We start from the raw sequence: 16,379 nt of genomic DNA, 5'->3' as shown, positions 1-16,379 counted from the left end.
TCGGAGGTTGCTGTGCTGGAGATGACGTCTGTTGCCGCTGCTGTGATCAGGGACCTGATGGAGGGGGAGGGGCGGTCCGCGGGACTACGGCTCGACTTCGCCAACGGTGACCTGCACGTCACGCGCGCCGCCGGGCCCGAGGAAGGCGACGAGGTGGTCACGGCTCGTTCGGGCGAACGCGTCTTCGTCACGCCGGAATCCGCGGACTACCTGGACGACAAGGTTCTCGACGCCCGCACGGACACCGACGGCACCCCGGTCTTCGGGGTGTCACGCCGATGAGCACCCCAAGAAGGCAGGGATCATGAAAGCTGTCGTGTACAAGAAGCCGTACGAGGTAGCTGTCGAGGAGGTGCCGGAGCCGAAGCTCGAGCATCCCAACGACGTGATCGTCCGCATCACCTCGACCGCGATTTGCGGATCGGACCTGCACATGTACGAGGGGCGGACCGCCGCCGAGCCCGGAATCGTGTTCGGGCACGAGAACATGGGTGTGGTCGAGCAGGCCGGTGACGGTGTCACGACGATCAAGCAAGGCGATCGGGTGGTGATGCCGTTCAACGTCGCATGCGGGTTCTGCGTGAACTGCGTGCGCGGCTACACGGGGTTCTGCCTGACGGTGAATCCCGGGTTTGCCGGCGGAGCTTACGGATACGTGTCCATGGGCCCGTACTCCGGTGGGCAGGCCGAGAAGCTCCGCGTGCCGTACGCGGACTTCAACTGCCTGAAACTGCCGCCGGGAACCGACCACGAGCTCGACTTCGTGTTGCTGGCCGACATCTTCCCGACCGGCTACCACGGCTGTGAGCTCGCCGAGGTCACTCTCGGCGAGTCGGTCGCGGTGTTCGGCGCCGGGCCGGTCGGCCTGATGGCCGCGTACTCCGCGCTGTTGCGGGGTGCGGCGAAGGTGTTCGTCGTCGACCGCGTCCCGGAACGGTTGCGCAAGGCCGAGGAGATCGGCGCCGTGCCGATCGACTTCAGCCGGGGCAACGCCGCGCAGCAGATCGTCGAGCAGTGCGGGGATCTCGGCGGTGTGGACAAGGGCGTCGACGCCGTCGGGTACCAGGCGCACTCGGACAGCGGCACCAAGGAGGAACCGGCCGTCGTGCTGAACTCGTTGATCGAGACGGTGCGTGCGACCGGCATGCTCGGCGTACCCGGTCTTTACGTGCCCGCCGATCCCGGCGCGCCGGACGAGCAGTCGAAACAGGGCATGCTGCTCGTGTCGATCGGGCGCATGTTCGAAAAGGGGCTGCGCATGGGCACGGGCCAGTGCGACGTGAAGCGCTACAACGCGCGGTTGCGCGACCTGATCGTCGCGGGCCGGGCGAAGCCGAGTTTTGTGGTGTCGCACGAACTTTCACTCGACGAGGCGCCGATGGCGTACGAGAAGTTCGACAAGCGGGTCGACGGCTTCACCAAGGTCGTGCTGCACCCATGACTGGAAACGGCCGCTGAGTTCGTCCTCGTCTGCCCAAGCGCTGCCGCGACCGGTCCGTCGAAGATTTGCCTCCCGGATTCGACGCGAGGAGGCACACGTGGAGCACGACGGGATGCGGATCGCGATGGTGTCGGCGGAAGAGCCCAGTACCGGACAGCGTGCGCACGTGGCGGGGCTGTCGGCGGCACTCGCCTGCCGCGGCCACGCTGTCACGGCCTACACCCGCCTGGAGAGCGCACTTTCGCCGGATCGCGAGCGCACGGAGCTCGGTTACGACGTCGTGCGCCTGTCAGCCGGGCCTGTGGTGCCGATCGACGAGAACGAGATGATCTCCCAGCTCGGCCGGCTCGCCGAACTTCTCGGACGCGAGTGGCGCGACGCCCCGCCCGACGTCGTGCACGCGCACGGATGGACATCGGGACTGGCCAGCGTGCTGGCCGAGCACCAAGGGATTCCCGTGGTGCAGACGTACTACGGACTCGGCGGTTCGGTCAGGCGGTCGCTGGCGGAACGAATCGTCGGGCGCGAGGTCACGCGGGTCGCCGCGATGTCGTCCAACGAGGTGCTCGCGCTCAATCGCACGGGTGTCGGCCGGAGCCGGATCTCCGTCGTTCCGACCGGTGTGGACGTGCAGACGTTCACACCGTGGGGACGAACGGCACAACGCGGAGCGCGGAGTCGCATCGTGGCGGTCGCGCCGCAGAGCGGGCTGGCGGACCTGGTCGTGGTGCTGTCCCACGTGGAGGACGCCGAGTTGCTGATCATCGGCGGACCGGGGAAACGGCGGATCGGGCGGGACCCCGGAGTGCGGCGGTTGCGGGCGCTCGCCGCGGACGCCGGGGTGGCGGACCGGGTCGTGTTCACCGGAGGCGTGTCACGGGAGCGGACGGTTGCATTGCTGCGTTCCGCGGACGTCGTGGTGTGCGCGCCGCGGTGTGAACCGGTCGGTCACGTCTCGCTCGAGGCGATGGCGTGTGGCGTTCCCGTCGTGGCGACCGCGGTGGGCGCGTTGGCGGACTCGGTGGTCGACGGGGTGACGGGTCTGCACGTTCCGCCTGGGAGACCGCGCCTGCTGGCGAAGGCGTTGTGCGGGCTGCTCGCTGATGGCGTCCGCCGCCAGGAGCTCGGTGCCGCGGGTCGCGATCGGGCGTGCGCGCGGTACTCGTGGGACCGGATCGCAACCGACACGCTGCGGGCTTACGAACGGGCGGGCGTGCGCGGAAAGCGGACGAAGGTGTGACGTCAGGCGGATGGTGCCGGGCCGGCCGACGCAGTTGACTGAGCATGTGGATCTTGAGTTCTGCGCAGGCGGGCCCGGCGTGGTGATCGCCGAGGTGCGCGGCGTCCTCGACGGGCGCTCGGCCCGGCGGTTCGAGGACGCCGTGCTGACCGGCCTCATCGGACTGGACAGGCCCCTGGTGCTGATGGTGGTCGATCTGCGCGCGGTGCCTGACGTCGACGCGTGCGGGGTCGCCGCCCTCGTGCGGGTCACCCGGCTGGCGGGCTCCCGCGACGTCGACGTGTTCGTCACGGGCGGGAGCGGCCTGCTGGGGTTCACTGGTGTCTGCGGCTTCTTCTGAGCGTCTCGGACGGGGACTCCCCGAACCGGCGGCGGTACGTTCCCGCGAACCGTCCCAGGTGGACGAACCCCCAGGAAGCGGCGGCGTCGGTGACGGTCATGCCCGGCGCCGCCGCTGTGAGGTCGCGGTGGACACGACCCAGCCGCACGTCGCGCAGGTACGTCGTCGGCGACACCCCGGTGTGGAGTCTGAACCCGGCCTGCAGCGCCCGCGCTGAGATCGCGACCGCCGCGGCCAGGCTGGTGGTGGTCCACGCCTCGTGCGGCCGTTCCTCCAGCAGTTCCACGGCCTCGCGCACCGGACCGCGCGGGATGTGGTGTGCTCTCTCCAACTCCGCGCGGTGATCGTGCCGCAGGGTGAGCAGCAGGCCGTCCAGCACGAGTTGCTCCAGCGTGCTCGCCGCGAGGGGGTGGCGGCGCAGCAGTGCCGGCCCCTCGAACTCCCGCAGGAACGGGGCGAGCAGGTCCAGCACGCCCTGCTGCGGCGCGGGCGCGAACGCGATCCGGCTCACCGGACGCCCGAGCATGGCCGCGAGCCGTTGTTCCAGCGTCACCCGTTCGACCATGAGGCACAGCTGCGCGCAGTCGGCGCTCCACGTGATCGACGCCGGTTCGTCCGGCAGATACGCGACCGTCTCGGCGGGACCGGCGTCCACCGACACGCGCCCGAACGACGACCGCGCACGGCCCTGCACCGGCATGTTGAAGTGGTACGCGAACGCGTTCGTCGTGCGCATGTCGACCTCTTGGCCGTACACGAGGTATCCGGCAGTGAGGGAACCGAGCCGGACCGCGTTCAACCGCATGTCGAGCGGCGTCTCCCTGCCCGCGGGAGCGATCTGGTGCGGCAGGAACACACGGGTGACCGAGTCCTCCGCCTCATCGATCCGGGTCGCGCGGCTCACCGGATGGTTGAGTAGTCTCTCCACGCGTCACAGCATGCCAAACGGGTGCTTGCGCCCGTCTGCCTCATCGGCTTGCTCCGAACGAGAGGTGGTCGTGGACGAGCCGGACCACCATCGCGCCCTCGCCGACCGCGGAGCCGACCCGTTTGATCGAACCGCTGCGCACGTCGCCGATCGCGAACACGCCCGGCCGGTTCGTCTCCAGGGGGAACGGCCTTCTGCCCTTGTGCCACCAGGAGTCGTCGGTGGCGACGTGTTCACCGGTGAGGACGAAGCCGTCGTCGTCCAGCGCGATCAACGACGAGAGCCAGGTCGTGCACGGCTTCGCGCCTATGAACACGAACAGCGCCCGCACCGGCAGGGCGCGCCGGTCGTGGTTGCGGTTGTCCTCCACGACGACGCCGTCGAGCTTGTCGCCACCCAGCAGCTCCACGACCTCGTGGTGCAGCAGCACCTCGATCCGGGGATGGCTCGTTACGCGGTCGACCAGGTAACGGGACATGTCCTTGTTCAGATCGCCGCCGCGTACCACCAAGTGGACCTGGGGGACCCGGTCAGCGAGGAACACGGCCGCCTGGCCGGCCGAGTTGCCCCCGCCCACGATCGCGACCGGGTTCGCCTGGCACTCGCGTGCCTCGTGGATCGTGGCGGCGTAGTACACGTCGGTCGACTCGAAGTCGGCGAGCCGGGGCAGGTCGAGCCTGCGGTAGCGCGCGCCCGTCGCGATCACCAGCGATCGCGTCCTGACCTGGGACGAGTCGTCGAAGCCCACCACGTAGTGGCCGTCGTGCGCGGAGAACGAGACCGCCTCTGCGGACACGTTTACGGGCACGCCGAACTTCCCGGCCTGCAGGACCGCGCGTTCGGCCAGCTCCGGCCCGGAGATGCCGGCCGGGAAACCCAGGTAGTTCTCGATCCGCGACGTCGTCCCGGCCTGGCCGCCGGCGGCGACTGAGTCGACGGCCACCACGCCGAGCCCGTCCGCGGCGCCGTACACGACGGCCGCGAGGCCACCGGGGCCCGCTCCGACCACGAGCAGGTCGGTGAGGTCGCCAGGCGGGGACGACGCGTGCAGACCGAGCGCCTGGGCCAGTTCCCGGTTGCCCGGGTTGCGAAGCGTCCCGCCGCCGGGCACCACGACCACGGGGATCTCGTGGATGGTCACGCCGAAACGGCGCAGCAGTTCCTCGGCGTCGCGGTCGTTGTCGGTGTCGACCAGCCGGTGCGGGATCCGGTTGCGCGCGGCGAACTCCAGCAGCCGCTTGGTGTCCGGCGAGAAGCACGAGCCGATGATCTGCAGGCCGCTACCCCTGCCGATCAGCACCGCCCGGCGCATCAGGTACGCGCGCAGGACGAGGCCTCCCAGCACGGGGTCGTTGCGCACCAGCTCGTTCAGCTCGGCCGCGGACAGCTGGACGACCTCGCCGGGCCGTGCGACGACGGCCGTCATGAACGACGGTTGCCCTTCCAGCAGCCCGAGTTCGCCGAGGAACCGGCCCGGTCCATGGGTCCGCACGACCTCGCCGTGCTCCAGCACCTGCACGACACCGCGGACGATCACGAAGAAGTCGTGGTCGCGGTCACCTTCGGCGTACAGCACTTCCCCTTCTCGTGTCGGGCGCCTGGTGCCGTGCAGCGCGATCTGGTCGATCTGGTCGCCGTCGAGGCGGGGGAAGGCGCCGTGCTCGTCCGGTGTCTCCTGCGGCCCGGACGAACGCTGCTCAGACGAAAGCCTGGTGGACATAACACCACCGCCAGTTCTCGCCGGGTTCATAAGAACGCACGATCGGATGGCCGACGCCGAAAGCGTGCCTGTGCGCGTGCTTCATCGGCGAGGAGTCGCAGCAGCCGACGTGTCCACAGGTGAGGCACAGTCGCAGGTGGACCCACGGGGTGCCGGAGAGAAGGCACTCCCGGCAGCCCTGCGGGGTCTGGGGCACGACCTCGCGCACGAGTGCGAGGTGTTCGTCCACGATCGTGGTCATCGGTCCTCCCGAGTCACGTCGTCGAGCACCAGCGACAGGCCGACCCCCAGCAACCACACGTCCTTCGCCAGCGAGATGCCCTGTTCGGTCGGCCGCAGACTGCCTTCCTTCCGCATCCCGGGCGTCTTCAGGTACAGCCCGAGCAACGCGCCGGCGAACCCGGTGAGCGCGGCACCGGCGACGACCGCGGGCACCAGAGGCACCAGCAGCGCCACGCCGGTCATGATCTCCCCGGCCGCGAGCAGCGTCGTGAACCGCTGGGCGTCGAGCTTGCCCAGCACCGGGTACGTGGTCGCCGCGAAGCCCTGCAGGGACTCCGCGGTCTCCTGGTCGGCGTGCAACTTGCCGAGTCCCGAGTTGAGCACGTACGCACCGGTGGTGACGCGCACGGGAAGTTGGCGCAGCAGGTATCGGCTGATCATGTCTTCACCTCCTGGACGAGAGCCTTGTCGAGCCAGGCGCGCAGCTGGGGCGCGGGCACCGCGCCGGGTTGCCGGGCGATCACCTCACCGGCGCGCAGGATCATCAGCGTGGGTATCGAACGCACGTCGAACCGTTCTGACAGACGGGGTGCGCGGTCGACGTCGACCCGCACGAGCTTGATGTCGCCGGCCCGTTCGTGTGCGAGCTGGTCGAGCACGGGGCTGACCATCCTGCACGGCCCGCACCACGTCGCCCACATGTCGACCAGGACGGGAACCTCCGCCTGCTCGGCCACCTCGGCGAAGTCGTCGTCGAGCGCGTCGACGATCCACGGCAGCGGCCGGCCGCAGTTGCCGCACTTCGGCTTGCCCTGCGCGACAACGGGTATGCGATTGGTCTTGCCGCAGTTCGGGCAGGCGATGTCCGTCGTCCTCATGCGACCGCCCTGCTCTCACCGGACGTGACGACGGACAGCTCGTCGTCCACCACGTCCACCCGGATCGTCGTGTTCTCCGCCAGGTCACCCGCGATCAGTGCGCGTGCGACGCGCGTCTCGACCTCGTGCGCGATGTAGCGGCGCAGCGGCCGTGCTCCGTAGACGGGGTCGAAGCCGCGCAGTGCGATGAACTCGCGGGCCGGTTCGGTGAGCTCGACGTCGATCCGGCGTTCGGCGAGGCGGGCGCGCAGCTCGGCGAACTGCAGGTCCACGATGCGTTCGATCTGTTCCAGCCGCAGTGGCGTGAACAGGACGATGTCGTCGACGCGGTTGAGGAACTCGGGCCGGAAGTGGTCGCGCAGTGACGCCAGCACGGCCCCGCGCGCGTCCGGTTTGATCTCCCCGTCTCCGGTGACGCCGTCCAGCAGGTGCTCCGAGCCGATGTTGGACGTCATGATGATGACGGTGTTGCGGAAGTCGACCGTGCGGCCCTGCGCGTCGGTGATCCGGCCGTCGTCGAGCACCTGCAGGAACGTGTTGAACACGTCCGGGTGCGCCTTCTCCATCTCGTCGAGCAGCACGACGGAGTAGGGCTTGCGCCGCACCGCTTCCGTGAGCTGGCCGCCCTCGTCGTAGCCGACGTAGCCGGGAGGCGCGCCGACGAGCCGCGAGACCGTGTGCTTCTCCTGGTACTCGCTCATGTCGAGGCGCACCATGTTGTCCTCGCTGTCGAACAGCGCCGCCGCCAGCGTCTTCGCCAGCTCGGTCTTGCCGACCCCGGTGGGGCCCAGGAAGATGAACGACCCGATCGGCTTGCGCGGGTCCTTCACCCCCGCCCGCGCACGGATGATCGCGTCGGCGACCAGCCGCACCGCGTCCTCCTGGCCGATCACCCGCTCGTGCAGGATCTCGTCCAGCTTCAGCAACTTCTCCCGCTCGCCCTCCTGGAGCCTCGACACCGGGATGCCGGTCCACGCCGCGACGATCTCGGCGATCTCGTCCTCGGTCACCACTTCCTTGAGCAGCCGGTGCGAGCCCTGTTTGCCGGCGAGCCGGTCCTCCTCGGCCGCGAGCTGGGTCGCCAGTTCGGTGAGCGTGCCGTAGCGCAGTTCCGCGGCCCGGTTCAGGTCGTAGGCGCGTTCGGCCTCCTCGGCTTCGCGGCGCACGCGTTCCAGCTCGCCGCGCAGGTCCTGCACGCGCCGGATGGCCTGCCGCTCCGCCTCCCACTGCGCGGTCATGGCGTCGAGCTCGGCGCGCAGGTCGGCGAGCTCCTTGCGCAGCGCGGCCAGTCGTTGTTCGCTGGCCTGGTCGGTCTCCTTGGCCAGCGCGGCTTCCTCGATCTCCAGCCGGGTCACGCGCCGCGACGTCTCGTCCAGCTCGGCCGGCATCGAGTCGATCTCGGTGCGCAGCCGTGCGCACGCCTCGTCCACCAGGTCGATCGCCTTGTCCGGCAGGAACCTGTCGGTGATGTAGCGCCGGGACAGCACCACGGCGGACACGAGCGCGGCGTCCTGGATCTTGACGCCGTGGAAGACCTCGAGGCGTTCTCGCAGGCCGCGCAGGATCGAGATCGCGTCCTCCGGCGACGGCTCGGCCACGACGACGGTCTGAAACCGCCGTTCCAGCGCGGCGTCGGTCTCGATGTGCTTGCGGTACTCGTCGAGCGTGGTGGCACCGATCATGTGCAGCTCACCGCGCGCGAGCATCGGTTTGAGCATGTTGCCGGCGTCCATCGATCCCTCGGCGGCGCCCGCGCCCACGACGGTGTGCAGCTCGTCGACGAACAGCAGGATCCGTCCGTCGGCGGCCTTGACCTCGGCGAGCACGGCCTTGAGCCGTTCCTCGAACTCGCCGCGGTACTTGGCGCCGGCCACGAGGGAGCTCATGTCGAGGGAGAAGACCGTCTTGTCCCGCAGGCCTTCCGGAACGTCGCCGCGCACGATCCGCTGGGCGAGCCCTTCGACGATCGCGGTCTTGCCGACGCCGGGCTCGCCGATCAGCACCGGGTTGTTCTTCGTCTTGCGGGAGAGGATCTGGACCACCCGGCGGATCTCCGCGTCCCGGCCGATCACCGGGTCGAAGTCGCCGGTCCGGGCGTCGTTCACGAGGTCGCGGCCGTACTTCTCCAGGGCCTCGTAGGTCCCCTCCGGCGTGGCACTGCGCACGCGCTGGTTGCCGCGGATCCGGGCCAGACCCTCCAGGAACCGGTCTCGGGTGATGCCGTACCGCGCCAGGATCTGGCCGGCTTTCGTGCTCTCGCCCTCCTCGGCCAGTGCGAGCAGCAGGTGCTCGACGCTGACGTACTCGTCCTTGAGCCGCTTGGCTTCCCGTTCCGCGGCGTCGAGAACGCCCATCAGCCGGCGGGTGACGCTGACCTGTCCGGGTTGGACACCCGGTCCGGTCACCTTCGGGCGGCGGGAGAGCGCTGTCCGCACGTCCTCCGTCAGCGCCTGCACGTTCACGTCCGCCTGGGTGAGCAGACGCGACACCAGGCCGTCGGGCTGCTCGACCAGTGCCATCAGGAGGTGTTCGCCGTCGGTCTCGGTGTGCCCGAGCCGCTGGGCGACCTCCTGCGCGGATTGCAGCGCCTCCTGCGACTTCTGCGTCAGCCGGTTCAGGTCCACAGCCGGTTCACCTCCATGATGTTTCACTCCCGCGCACTTGGGCTTCGAGGACTCGGATCCGGTCGAGCAGGTCCAGCACGAGCCCGATCGCGTTGTAGTTGAGCGAGAGCCCGCCGCGCAGCCGCTGGATCCGCGCGATGCGGGCGGCGGTGTCCGGTGGGAACCACAGGCGTCCGCCGTCGTCCACCGCGCACTCGATCAGCCCGAGCGCGGCGAACCGGCGCACCAGGTCCGGGTGGAGTCCTGTGTGGACGGACACGCGTTCGGCGCTCAGCCTGGCCGGTTTCGTCAGGACGTACATCACGAGCCTCTCGGGTCGAAGTCGGAGACCGCGGCGAGTTCCTCGAAGAGCTCCCGTTCCCGCCTGCCGAGCTTTTTCGGGACCATGACCTTGACGACCGCGTAGAGGTCACCGGCTTTGCCGCGCGGGTTCGGCATGCCTTCACCGCGCAGCCGCAGCCGTCGTCCGCTCGACGAGCCGGCCACGACGCGGACCTTCGCCTCGCCGCCCGGTGTCGTGATCGGCACGGTGGCGCCGAGGGCCGCCTCCCACGGCGCGACCGGCAGGTCCACGACGACGTCGCGGCCTTCCAGCCGGTACCGGGGGTGCGGCGCGATCCGGACCACCAGGAACAGGTCCCCGGACGTGCCGCCGCCGGAACCCTGCCCGCCCTGGCCGGACAGCCGGATGCGCTGGCCGTCCACCACACCGGGTGGGATCGTGACGTCCAGGTCGCGGCCGCCGATCGTGAGCCTGCGCTGTCCACCCCGGTAGGCGTCCTCGACCGAGAGCGTCAGCTCGGCCTCCTGGTCGGCGCCGGGAACCGGACCGCCGCGTCCACCGCGGCGGAAGACCCCGCCGAACAGGTCCTCGAAGTCGAAGTCCTCGAAACCGCCGCGGTCCGGTCCGCTCGTGTATACCGTGCGTCCCCGAGGAGCGCGTTCGCCGTAGTCCTCCGGGACGCGGCGGAAGTCCTCGCCGAACCGGTCGTACCGCTTGCGCTGCGCCGGATCCGAGAGGACCTCGGAGGCCTCGCTGACCTCCTTGAAGCGGTCCTCGGCACCGGGGTCGTGGTTGACGTCCGGGTGGTACTGCCGCGCGAGCTTGCGGTACGCCCGCCCGATCTCGTCGTCGCCCGCGCCGCGCGGCACGCCGAGCACGTCGTAGAAGTCCGTGGCCACGCCGGCTCACTCCCGCGAGCGCGACACCGCGACCGCGGCGGGACGCAGGTCGCCGTAGCCCGGCCGCAGCACGCGCACGACCGTGTTCGGCGGCGCGTCCGGGTCGTCCATCACCGTCACGACCTCATGCACGGCCGGGTCGAACGGCACGCCGGTGGCGTCGTGGCGTGGATAGCCGAGCCGGGCGAGCGCCTCGACGGCCTGGTCGAGGGTCGCCCGCACGCCTTCGGCGAATGCGTCGTCGGAGGCGTGCCCGAGCGCGAGCTCCAGGTTGTCGAGCACCGGTAGCCAGGCCGACGCCACCCGGCCGCGTTCGGCGGTGCGTTCGCGGTTGAGCTCCCGGTCGTGCCGCTTGCGCACGTTCTCCAGTTCCGCCATGGCACGCAGCCAGCGGTCCTCCAGATCGGCGACGTCCCGTTCCGGGGCCGACACCTGCGGAGGGGCGGCGTCGGCCCCGGAACCAGCCGCGGAGTCCGCGGCGTTCCCCTGGGTGGTCATCGTCAGACCCGGTCGAAGTCGGCGTCGATGACGTCGTCGTCCGAGGCGGTGGCCGAGCTCGGGCCGGAAGACGGCGGTGGCGCGGACGAGCGTGCCGCCATCAGGCCGTTCAGCACCTGGGTGAGCTCGTCGGTCAGTTCCCGCACGCGCTCCACAGGCGCCTCGTTCTGCAACGCCTCGCGCGTCTCGGAGACCAGCATCTCGGCGCGGGCCTTCTCGTGCGCGGGCGCGTTGTCGCCGAGATCGGACAGGGTCTTCTCGACCTGGTAGGCGATCGAGTCGAGCGTGTTGCGGGCGTCCACGGCCTCGCGCAGCCTCCGGTCCTCCGCCTGGTTCGCCTCGGCGTCGGTCACCATCCGCTCGATGTCGGACGTGTCCAGGTTCGAGCTCTCGCTGATGGTGATGCCCTGCTCCGCGCCCGTGTCCTTGTCGCGGGCGGTCACGTTGAGGATGCCGTTGGCGTCGATGTCGAAGATGACCTCGACCTGCGGTTCGCCGCGTGGCGCGGGCCTGATCCCGGTGAGCTGGAACCGGCCCAGCACGCGGTTGTCGGCCGCGCGTTCCCGTTCGCCCTGCAGCACCACGACGTCCACGGCGGGCTGGTTGTCCTCGGCGGTGGAGAACACCTCGGAGCGGCGGGCCGGGATCGTCGTGTTCCGCTCGATGATCCTGGTCATCACGCCGCCGCGGGTCTCGACGCCCAGCGACAGGGGAGTCACGTCGAGCAGCAGGACGTCCTTGACCTCGCCCTTGAGCACTCCGGCCTGGACCGCGGCACCGAGTGCCACGACCTCGTCCGGGTTGACGCTCATGTTCGGGTCCTTGCCGCCGGTCAGCCGGCGGACGAGCTTCTGCACGGCGGGGATCCTGGTCGACCCGCCGACGAGGACTACCTCGTCGATGTCGTTCGCGGACACCTTGCCGTCGGCCATGGCCTGCTCGACCGGGGCGAGGCAGCGCTCCACCAGGTCGGCCGTGATCTGCTCGAACGTCGACCGCGTCACGGTCTCGGTCAGGTGCTTGGGACCTGTGGAGTCGGCGGTGACGAACGGCAGGCTCACCTGGGTCTGGGCGACCGAGCTGAGCTCGACCTTGGCCTTCTCCGCCGCCTCGTAGAGCCGTTGCAGCGCCTGGGCGTCGTTGCGCAGGTCGATTCCGGTGTCGTTCTTGAACTTGTCCGCCAGGTGGTCGACGAGCCTGCGGTCGAAGTCGTCGCCGCCGAGGTGGGTGTCACCGGAGGTGGAGCGCACCTCGACCACGCCGTCGCCGACGTCCAGCAGGGACACGTCGAACGTGCCGCCGCCCAGGTCGAACACGAGCACCGTCTCGTGTCCCTTCCTGTCCAGGCCGTACGCCAGCGCGGCCGCCGTCGGCTCGTTCACGATCCGCAGGACCTCGAGACCCGCGATCCTGCCGGCGTCCTTGGTCGCCTGGCGCTGCGAGTCGTTGAAGTACGCGGGCACGGTGATCACCGCCTCGCGCACCTTCTCGCCGAGGTAGCTGCTCGCGTCGTCGACCAGTTTGCGCAGCACCTGTGCGCTGATCTCCTCGGGCGCGTAGAGCTTGTCGCGCACCTTGAAGCGCACCGCGTCGTTCGGTCCGGCGACGACGTCGAACGTGACCGTCTTCGCCTCCTCGTCGATCTCGTCGAAGCGCCGGCCGATGAAGCGCTTGGCCGAGTAGATCGTGCCTTGGGGGTTCAGCACGGACTGGCGCTTCGCCAGCTGGCCCACCAGCCGTTCGCCGCTCTCGGTGAACGCCACGACGGACGGCGTGGTCCTGGCCCCCTCGGCGTTCGCGATCACTACCGGTTGGCCGCCCTCCACGACCGCGATCGCGGAGTTCGTCGTGCCCAGGTCGATCCCCACTGCCGTGGCCACTACGAAGCACCCCCGGCGGGGGTCAAGCTGGAGAGCAGCCGCTGTGCCTCGTCCGCCACTTCCTCGTCCACGACGAGGTCGTACCGGCTCGGCACCATCATGGTCACGGAGCTGAAGTCGCGCCTGCCGCGCTGCAGCGCGTAGAAGGCCGCGCCCATGACAGCGCCGATGAGCGCGCCGAACACCAGGCCGTACAGGGCGAGCGTGAACGCGGCGACGAGCGGGTTGATGAGGTCGAACAGTCCGAAGATCCAGCCGAAGAACAGGCCGGGAACCGCGCCGGAGGTGGCACCGTTCAGCAGCGCGCGGCCCCAGTTCATCCGGCCGACGACCTGCTCGACCACGCGGACGTCGCCGCCGATGATCGCGGTCCGGCCGACCGGGAACTTGTTGTCTGACAGGTAGTCGACGGCGCGCTCGGCGTCGCGGTAGTTGGTGAACGACGCGATCTTGCGCCGCTGCGACGCGCTCTGGGCGAGAGCACCGCTTGTGTCAACGCTGGTGTGCGCGCCGTTGTGACGAGTGGTCATGGCTACCCCTCAGGCGTCGATGGTCGTCTGCTCGGAAACCTCGATCTTGCGAGGCTTGCTCGACTCGGCGATCGGGATCGTCAGCACGAGGACGCCGCGGTCGAACTCGGCGGTCAGGTCACCGGCGGAGAGCATGTCGCCGAGAAAGAACTGACGGCTGAACTCCCCGTGCGGCCGTTCGTCGATCAGCACTTCGTCGTTCTCGTGCCGCAACGGGTCGCGCCTGGCCTTGACCATGACCACGTTGCGTTCCACGGTCACGTCGACGTCTTTCCTGTCCACACCTGGCAGGTCGAGTGCCACGATGCATCGGTCGCCGCGGCGGAACGCCTCCATCGGCAGTGCACGTGGCGTGCGGACCGCCTGCTCGGAGAGCCGGTCGAGTTCACGGAACGGGTCGAAACGCATCAATGTCATCTGGGCTCATGCCCTTCTGGATCTGGTGTTCCGGGGACGTGCATCGGTTCCACCCTGGCGAAGGGCATCCGTGTGGCGCGTCGCCCTGTGAGGGCGAAACCCGTCCTGCGCACTAGACCCGGCAGCACTACGGCAACGGCACTAGGCTGGCCGCAGACGAGCGACTGCGCGGGGGAGGCATGGCTGCCGGAGCCGGAGAGGTGGACGGTTGGGCTCGCGCCCAACTGTCCACTCTCTACGGCCTGTTCGTCCTGTCGATGAAGATGTTCAGCGGCAGGGATGCCGAGAAGATCCTTGCCCTCGCGTCGACTTCGGTGCCGTCACTCGGGCCGTGCACGGTCGCGGCCTCCTACCTCATGACCAACGGCGTCCTCGAGCGGCAACCCCTGGAACAGCCTGCCGACCAGGAACCCGATCTGTTCGTGTCCGAACTAGACGATCGTGGTACCGGCGTGGTGCTCGCCGACGGCACGTGGCGCTGGGCGTTCCCGTTGAGAGGGGTGAACGGTCTGGTCGGCTGCCTGGTCGTGGTGGCGCGGTCGGAACCGACGGTCGACGAGCTGTTCCTGCTCAAGGTGCTCGGCCAGCAGACCACCGCCGCGCTGGCGAACGCGACCCTGCACCGCAAGGAGGACGAGTACGCCGACGAGATGCGCCGGTCCAACGATGAGCGGTCCGAGGTGAACGCGCGGCTGACCGCGACGGTGAAGAAGTTGCGGCAACAACAACGAGTGCACGACGTGCTGACTCGGGTGAGCGCCTGCGGCTCTGGCGAACAGGGAATCGCGGACGCGCTCAGCGAGCTCACCGCGCTGCCCGTGGCCATCGAGGACCAGTTCGGCAACCTGCGCGCGTGGGCTGGGTCAGGCCGTCCCGACCCCTATCCGAAACTGCCCGCGCGGCACAGGGAGGACCTGCTGCGCCGCGCCGCCCGCCTGACCTCCCCGCTGCGAGAACGGGACCGGATGATCTCGCTCGTCAAGCCGCACCACGAGGTGCTGGGCGTGGTCGCCCTGATCGATCCGGCGAGAACCTCGCGGCAGTACGAGATCTTCACGCTGGAGTACGGCACGGTCGTGCTCGCGTCGGAGCTCGCCCACCAGCGCAGCCTGGCCGAGGTCGAACTGCGGCTGCACCGCGAACTCGTGGACGACCTGGTGACCGGCACCGACAACGACAGCGCCTACGCCCGCGCCGGCGCACTGGGCCACGACTTGCGCGGTACACACCACGTGGTGATGGTGCAGTGGCGCGGCAGCCAAACCGATGGAGCGCTGTCGCACGCGTTGTCCCGTGCGATCACCACGCTCGAGTGGAAGGCGTTGTGTTCACGGCGTTCCGGCGTCGGCGTTGTGATCGTGCGCGGCGATCCGGACTGTGAGGCGCTGTTCCGGTCAATGGGGCAGGAGCTGGGCGACGGCACCGGGGTGGTCGCCATCGGTGGCGCCTGCGCCGCGCCGGACGGACTGCCGCAGTCGTTCAAGGAGGCGTCGCGCGCGTTGCGTATCCGGCAGTCGTCGCGCAATCCCAGCGGTGTGGCGTCGTTCGAGCAGCTCGGTCTCTACCGGATCCTCGACACGGGCGAGAGTCGTGCGGAGATCACGTCGTTCGTGTGGGAATGGCTGGGCGGCCTGATCGACTACGACACCAAGCGGGACGCGGACATGGTCCGCACGCTCTCGCAGTTCCTGGAGTGCGGCGGCAACTACGACCGGACCGCGACCGAGCTGATGATCCACCGCAGCACGTTGCGGTACCGGCTGGGCAGGATGAAGGAGATCACCGGGTTCGACCTAGGGGACGTGGAGACCCGCCTGAACGTGCACGTCGCGACCCGTGCGTGGCAGGTACTGCAGGGGCGACCGCTGGAGGGCCGGTGACGAGCGCGGTGTTCGACGGCGGGACGCTCGAGGTGCACTCACACCTGTGCGTGTTCCACCACGGCCGTGCGGAACGGGACGAGCTGCTGATCCCGTTCCTGTCCGACGGGCTTCGCCGCGGCGAGGCGTGCCAGTACATCGGCGTCGCCGGCGAGCCGGACGACGTGGCACAGCGACTCGGAGGTCCGCATCCGCGACTTCGGGTGCAGGAGCCGGAAGCTCGCTACCAGCGCGACGGCGTGTTCGACGGCGACGCGATCCTGGCCGAGCTGGACGAGTGGACGCAGCGGGAGGGAACACCGTGCCGGGTCGCGGGGGACATGCGCTGGGCGGGGAGGTCGCCGCGCAGTCCGGAACAGCTCGACGCGCTCTTCCGGTACGAGATGAACGCGGGCCTGTGGGCGAACAGGCGCCCGGTGTACGCGTTGTGCTTCTACGACCTCGACGTGTTCGACGGTGACGTGATCGTCCCGATGGTGAAGGCCCATCCGCAGATCTGGATGACCGGCGTGCTCCTCGACAACCCGTACCACCAGTAGCCCCGCGGTCCGGTTCCGGGCGGTTTCCCGACTATCCGGGCTCTCACGGGGTACTCGGCG

18 protein-coding genes are annotated in these 16,379 nt (G+C 69.5%); 6 read left to right on the top strand and 12 right to left on the bottom strand.

Annotated features, from left to right (window positions below; all coding sequences use genetic code 11):
- Positions 1 to 21 precede the first annotated feature (21 nt).
- The 4 genes from ACH413_RS34085 (at position 22) to ACH413_RS34070 (ending at position 3,021) form a co-directional block, all read left to right on the top strand.
- Positions 22 to 282, top strand: coding sequence for an iron-sulfur cluster biosynthesis protein (locus ACH413_RS34085; protein WP_360044905.1), 261 nt, complete (start codon positions 22 to 24; stop codon positions 280 to 282).
- Between the two features lie 22 nt (positions 283 to 304).
- A complete protein-coding gene (locus tag ACH413_RS34080) occupies positions 305 to 1,441 on the top strand; it encodes a glutathione-independent formaldehyde dehydrogenase (RefSeq protein ID WP_360044902.1) in 1,137 nt (378 codons plus the stop codon).
- Positions 1,442 to 1,553: 112 nt separating this feature from the next.
- Positions 1,554 to 2,681, top strand: a complete 1,128-nt coding sequence (locus ACH413_RS34075) for a glycosyltransferase (RefSeq protein ID WP_396425423.1) — start codon at positions 1,554 to 1,556, stop codon at positions 2,679 to 2,681.
- Between the two features lie 46 nt (positions 2,682 to 2,727).
- The gene (locus ACH413_RS34070; protein WP_360044896.1) at positions 2,728 to 3,021 is read left to right on the top strand and encodes an STAS domain-containing protein; all 294 of its coding nucleotides are present in this window, start codon (positions 2,728 to 2,730) and stop codon (positions 3,019 to 3,021) included.
- Here the strand turns inward: ACH413_RS34070 and ACH413_RS34065 are convergent.
- From ACH413_RS34065 to ACH413_RS34010, 12 genes are read right to left on the bottom strand one after another with little or no spacing between them, the layout of a single operon-like run.
- Positions 2,996 to 3,949, bottom strand: a complete 954-nt coding sequence (locus ACH413_RS34065) for an AraC family transcriptional regulator (protein ID WP_360044893.1) — start codon at positions 3,947 to 3,949, stop codon at positions 2,996 to 2,998. The two genes, ACH413_RS34070 and ACH413_RS34065, sit on opposite strands and share 26 nt — an antisense overlap.
- Before the next feature lie 40 nt (positions 3,950 to 3,989).
- Entirely contained in the window at positions 3,990 to 5,669 is a 1,680-nt protein-coding gene (locus tag ACH413_RS34060; protein ID WP_360044891.1) for an FAD-dependent oxidoreductase, read from the bottom strand.
- Positions 5,647 to 5,910: a UBP-type zinc finger domain-containing protein gene (locus tag ACH413_RS34055; RefSeq protein ID WP_360044888.1), complete on the bottom strand. Its 264-nt coding sequence runs from the start codon at positions 5,908 to 5,910 to the stop codon at positions 5,647 to 5,649. Before ACH413_RS34055 ends, ACH413_RS34060 begins: the two co-directional genes overlap by 23 nt.
- Complete coding sequence (locus ACH413_RS34050; protein WP_360044885.1) at positions 5,907 to 6,332, bottom strand: hypothetical protein; 426 nt, start codon at positions 6,330 to 6,332, stop codon at positions 5,907 to 5,909. Before ACH413_RS34050 ends, ACH413_RS34055 begins: the two co-directional genes overlap by 4 nt.
- Positions 6,329 to 6,769, bottom strand: a complete 441-nt coding sequence (gene trxA, locus ACH413_RS34045; protein WP_360044882.1) for a thioredoxin — start codon at positions 6,767 to 6,769, stop codon at positions 6,329 to 6,331. The genes ACH413_RS34050 and trxA overlap by 4 nt, the downstream gene beginning before the upstream one ends.
- Complete coding sequence (gene clpB, locus ACH413_RS34040; protein ID WP_360044879.1) at positions 6,766 to 9,393, bottom strand: ATP-dependent chaperone ClpB; 2,628 nt, start codon at positions 9,391 to 9,393, stop codon at positions 6,766 to 6,768. The genes trxA and clpB overlap by 4 nt, the downstream gene beginning before the upstream one ends.
- A gap of 7 nt (positions 9,394 to 9,400) precedes the next feature.
- Positions 9,401 to 9,694: a chaperone modulator CbpM gene (locus ACH413_RS34035; protein ID WP_360044876.1), complete on the bottom strand. Its 294-nt coding sequence runs from the start codon at positions 9,692 to 9,694 to the stop codon at positions 9,401 to 9,403.
- Positions 9,694 to 10,575 (bottom strand): DnaJ C-terminal domain-containing protein, encoded by an 882-nt coding sequence (locus ACH413_RS34030; protein ID WP_360044873.1) that lies wholly within the window; start codon positions 10,573 to 10,575, stop codon positions 9,694 to 9,696. Before ACH413_RS34030 ends, ACH413_RS34035 begins: the two co-directional genes overlap by 1 nt.
- Before the next feature lie 6 nt (positions 10,576 to 10,581).
- Positions 10,582 to 11,073: a nucleotide exchange factor GrpE gene (locus tag ACH413_RS34025; RefSeq protein WP_360044870.1), complete on the bottom strand. Its 492-nt coding sequence runs from the start codon at positions 11,071 to 11,073 to the stop codon at positions 10,582 to 10,584.
- Positions 11,074 to 11,075: 2 nt separating this feature from the next.
- On the bottom strand, positions 11,076 to 12,953 hold the full coding sequence (gene dnaK / locus ACH413_RS34020; RefSeq protein ID WP_360044867.1) for a molecular chaperone DnaK: 1,878 nt from the start codon (positions 12,951 to 12,953) through the stop codon (positions 11,076 to 11,078).
- Positions 12,953 to 13,483 (bottom strand): general stress protein, encoded by a 531-nt coding sequence (locus tag ACH413_RS34015; RefSeq protein WP_360044864.1) that lies wholly within the window; start codon positions 13,481 to 13,483, stop codon positions 12,953 to 12,955. The genes dnaK and ACH413_RS34015 overlap by 1 nt, the downstream gene beginning before the upstream one ends.
- 9 nt (positions 13,484 to 13,492) lie before the next feature.
- Positions 13,493 to 13,900, bottom strand: coding sequence for an Hsp20/alpha crystallin family protein (locus ACH413_RS34010; RefSeq protein ID WP_360044861.1), 408 nt, complete (start codon positions 13,898 to 13,900; stop codon positions 13,493 to 13,495).
- A 179-nt stretch (positions 13,901 to 14,079) separates the two neighbouring features.
- Here ACH413_RS34010 and ACH413_RS34005 point away from each other — a divergent pair, with 179 nt between their 5' ends.
- Positions 14,080 to 15,780, top strand: a complete 1,701-nt coding sequence (locus tag ACH413_RS34005) for a helix-turn-helix domain-containing protein (RefSeq protein ID WP_360044858.1) — start codon at positions 14,080 to 14,082, stop codon at positions 15,778 to 15,780.
- On the top strand, positions 15,777 to 16,319 hold the full coding sequence (locus ACH413_RS34000) for an MEDS domain-containing protein (protein WP_360044855.1): 543 nt from the start codon (positions 15,777 to 15,779) through the stop codon (positions 16,317 to 16,319). The genes ACH413_RS34005 and ACH413_RS34000 overlap by 4 nt, the downstream gene beginning before the upstream one ends.
- The last annotated feature ends 60 nt before the right edge of the window (positions 16,320 to 16,379 follow it).

Source organism: Lentzea sp. NPDC020367, from assembly GCF_044387305.1.
Lineage (GTDB): Bacteria > Actinomycetota > Actinomycetes > Mycobacteriales > Pseudonocardiaceae > Lentzea.
The sequence above is the reverse complement of the archived record's forward strand: the minus strand, read 5'-3'. Positions and strand labels throughout refer to the sequence as shown.

What these genes read in the sequence shown, in the direction of transcription:
- ACH413_RS34085 (WP_360044905.1), top strand. Translation starts at nt 22, where the DNA reads ATGACGTCTGTTGCCGCTGCTGTGATCAGGGACCTGATGGAGGGGGAG.
- ACH413_RS34050 (WP_360044885.1), bottom strand. Translation starts at nt 6,332, where the DNA reads ATGATCAGCCGATACCTGCTGCGCCAACTTCCCGTGCGCGTCACCACC.
- trxA (WP_360044882.1), bottom strand. Translation starts at nt 6,769, where the DNA reads ATGAGGACGACGGACATCGCCTGCCCGAACTGCGGCAAGACCAATCGC.
- ACH413_RS34060 (WP_360044891.1), bottom strand. Translation starts at nt 5,669, where the DNA reads ATGTCCACCAGGCTTTCGTCTGAGCAGCGTTCGTCCGGGCCGCAGGAG.
- ACH413_RS34055 (WP_360044888.1), bottom strand. Translation starts at nt 5,910, where the DNA reads ATGACCACGATCGTGGACGAACACCTCGCACTCGTGCGCGAGGTCGTG.
- ACH413_RS34010 (WP_360044861.1), bottom strand. Translation starts at nt 13,900, where the DNA reads ATGACATTGATGCGTTTCGACCCGTTCCGTGAACTCGACCGGCTCTCC.
- ACH413_RS34075 (WP_396425423.1), top strand. Translation starts at nt 1,554, where the DNA reads ATGCGGATCGCGATGGTGTCGGCGGAAGAGCCCAGTACCGGACAGCGT.
- ACH413_RS34035 (WP_360044876.1), bottom strand. Translation starts at nt 9,694, where the DNA reads ATGTACGTCCTGACGAAACCGGCCAGGCTGAGCGCCGAACGCGTGTCC.
- ACH413_RS34015 (WP_360044864.1), bottom strand. Translation starts at nt 13,483, where the DNA reads ATGACCACTCGTCACAACGGCGCGCACACCAGCGTTGACACAAGCGGT.
- ACH413_RS34025 (WP_360044870.1), bottom strand. Translation starts at nt 11,073, where the DNA reads ATGACCACCCAGGGGAACGCCGCGGACTCCGCGGCTGGTTCCGGGGCC.
- ACH413_RS34080 (WP_360044902.1), top strand. Translation starts at nt 305, where the DNA reads ATGAAAGCTGTCGTGTACAAGAAGCCGTACGAGGTAGCTGTCGAGGAG.
- ACH413_RS34005 (WP_360044858.1), top strand. Translation starts at nt 14,080, where the DNA reads ATGGCTGCCGGAGCCGGAGAGGTGGACGGTTGGGCTCGCGCCCAACTG.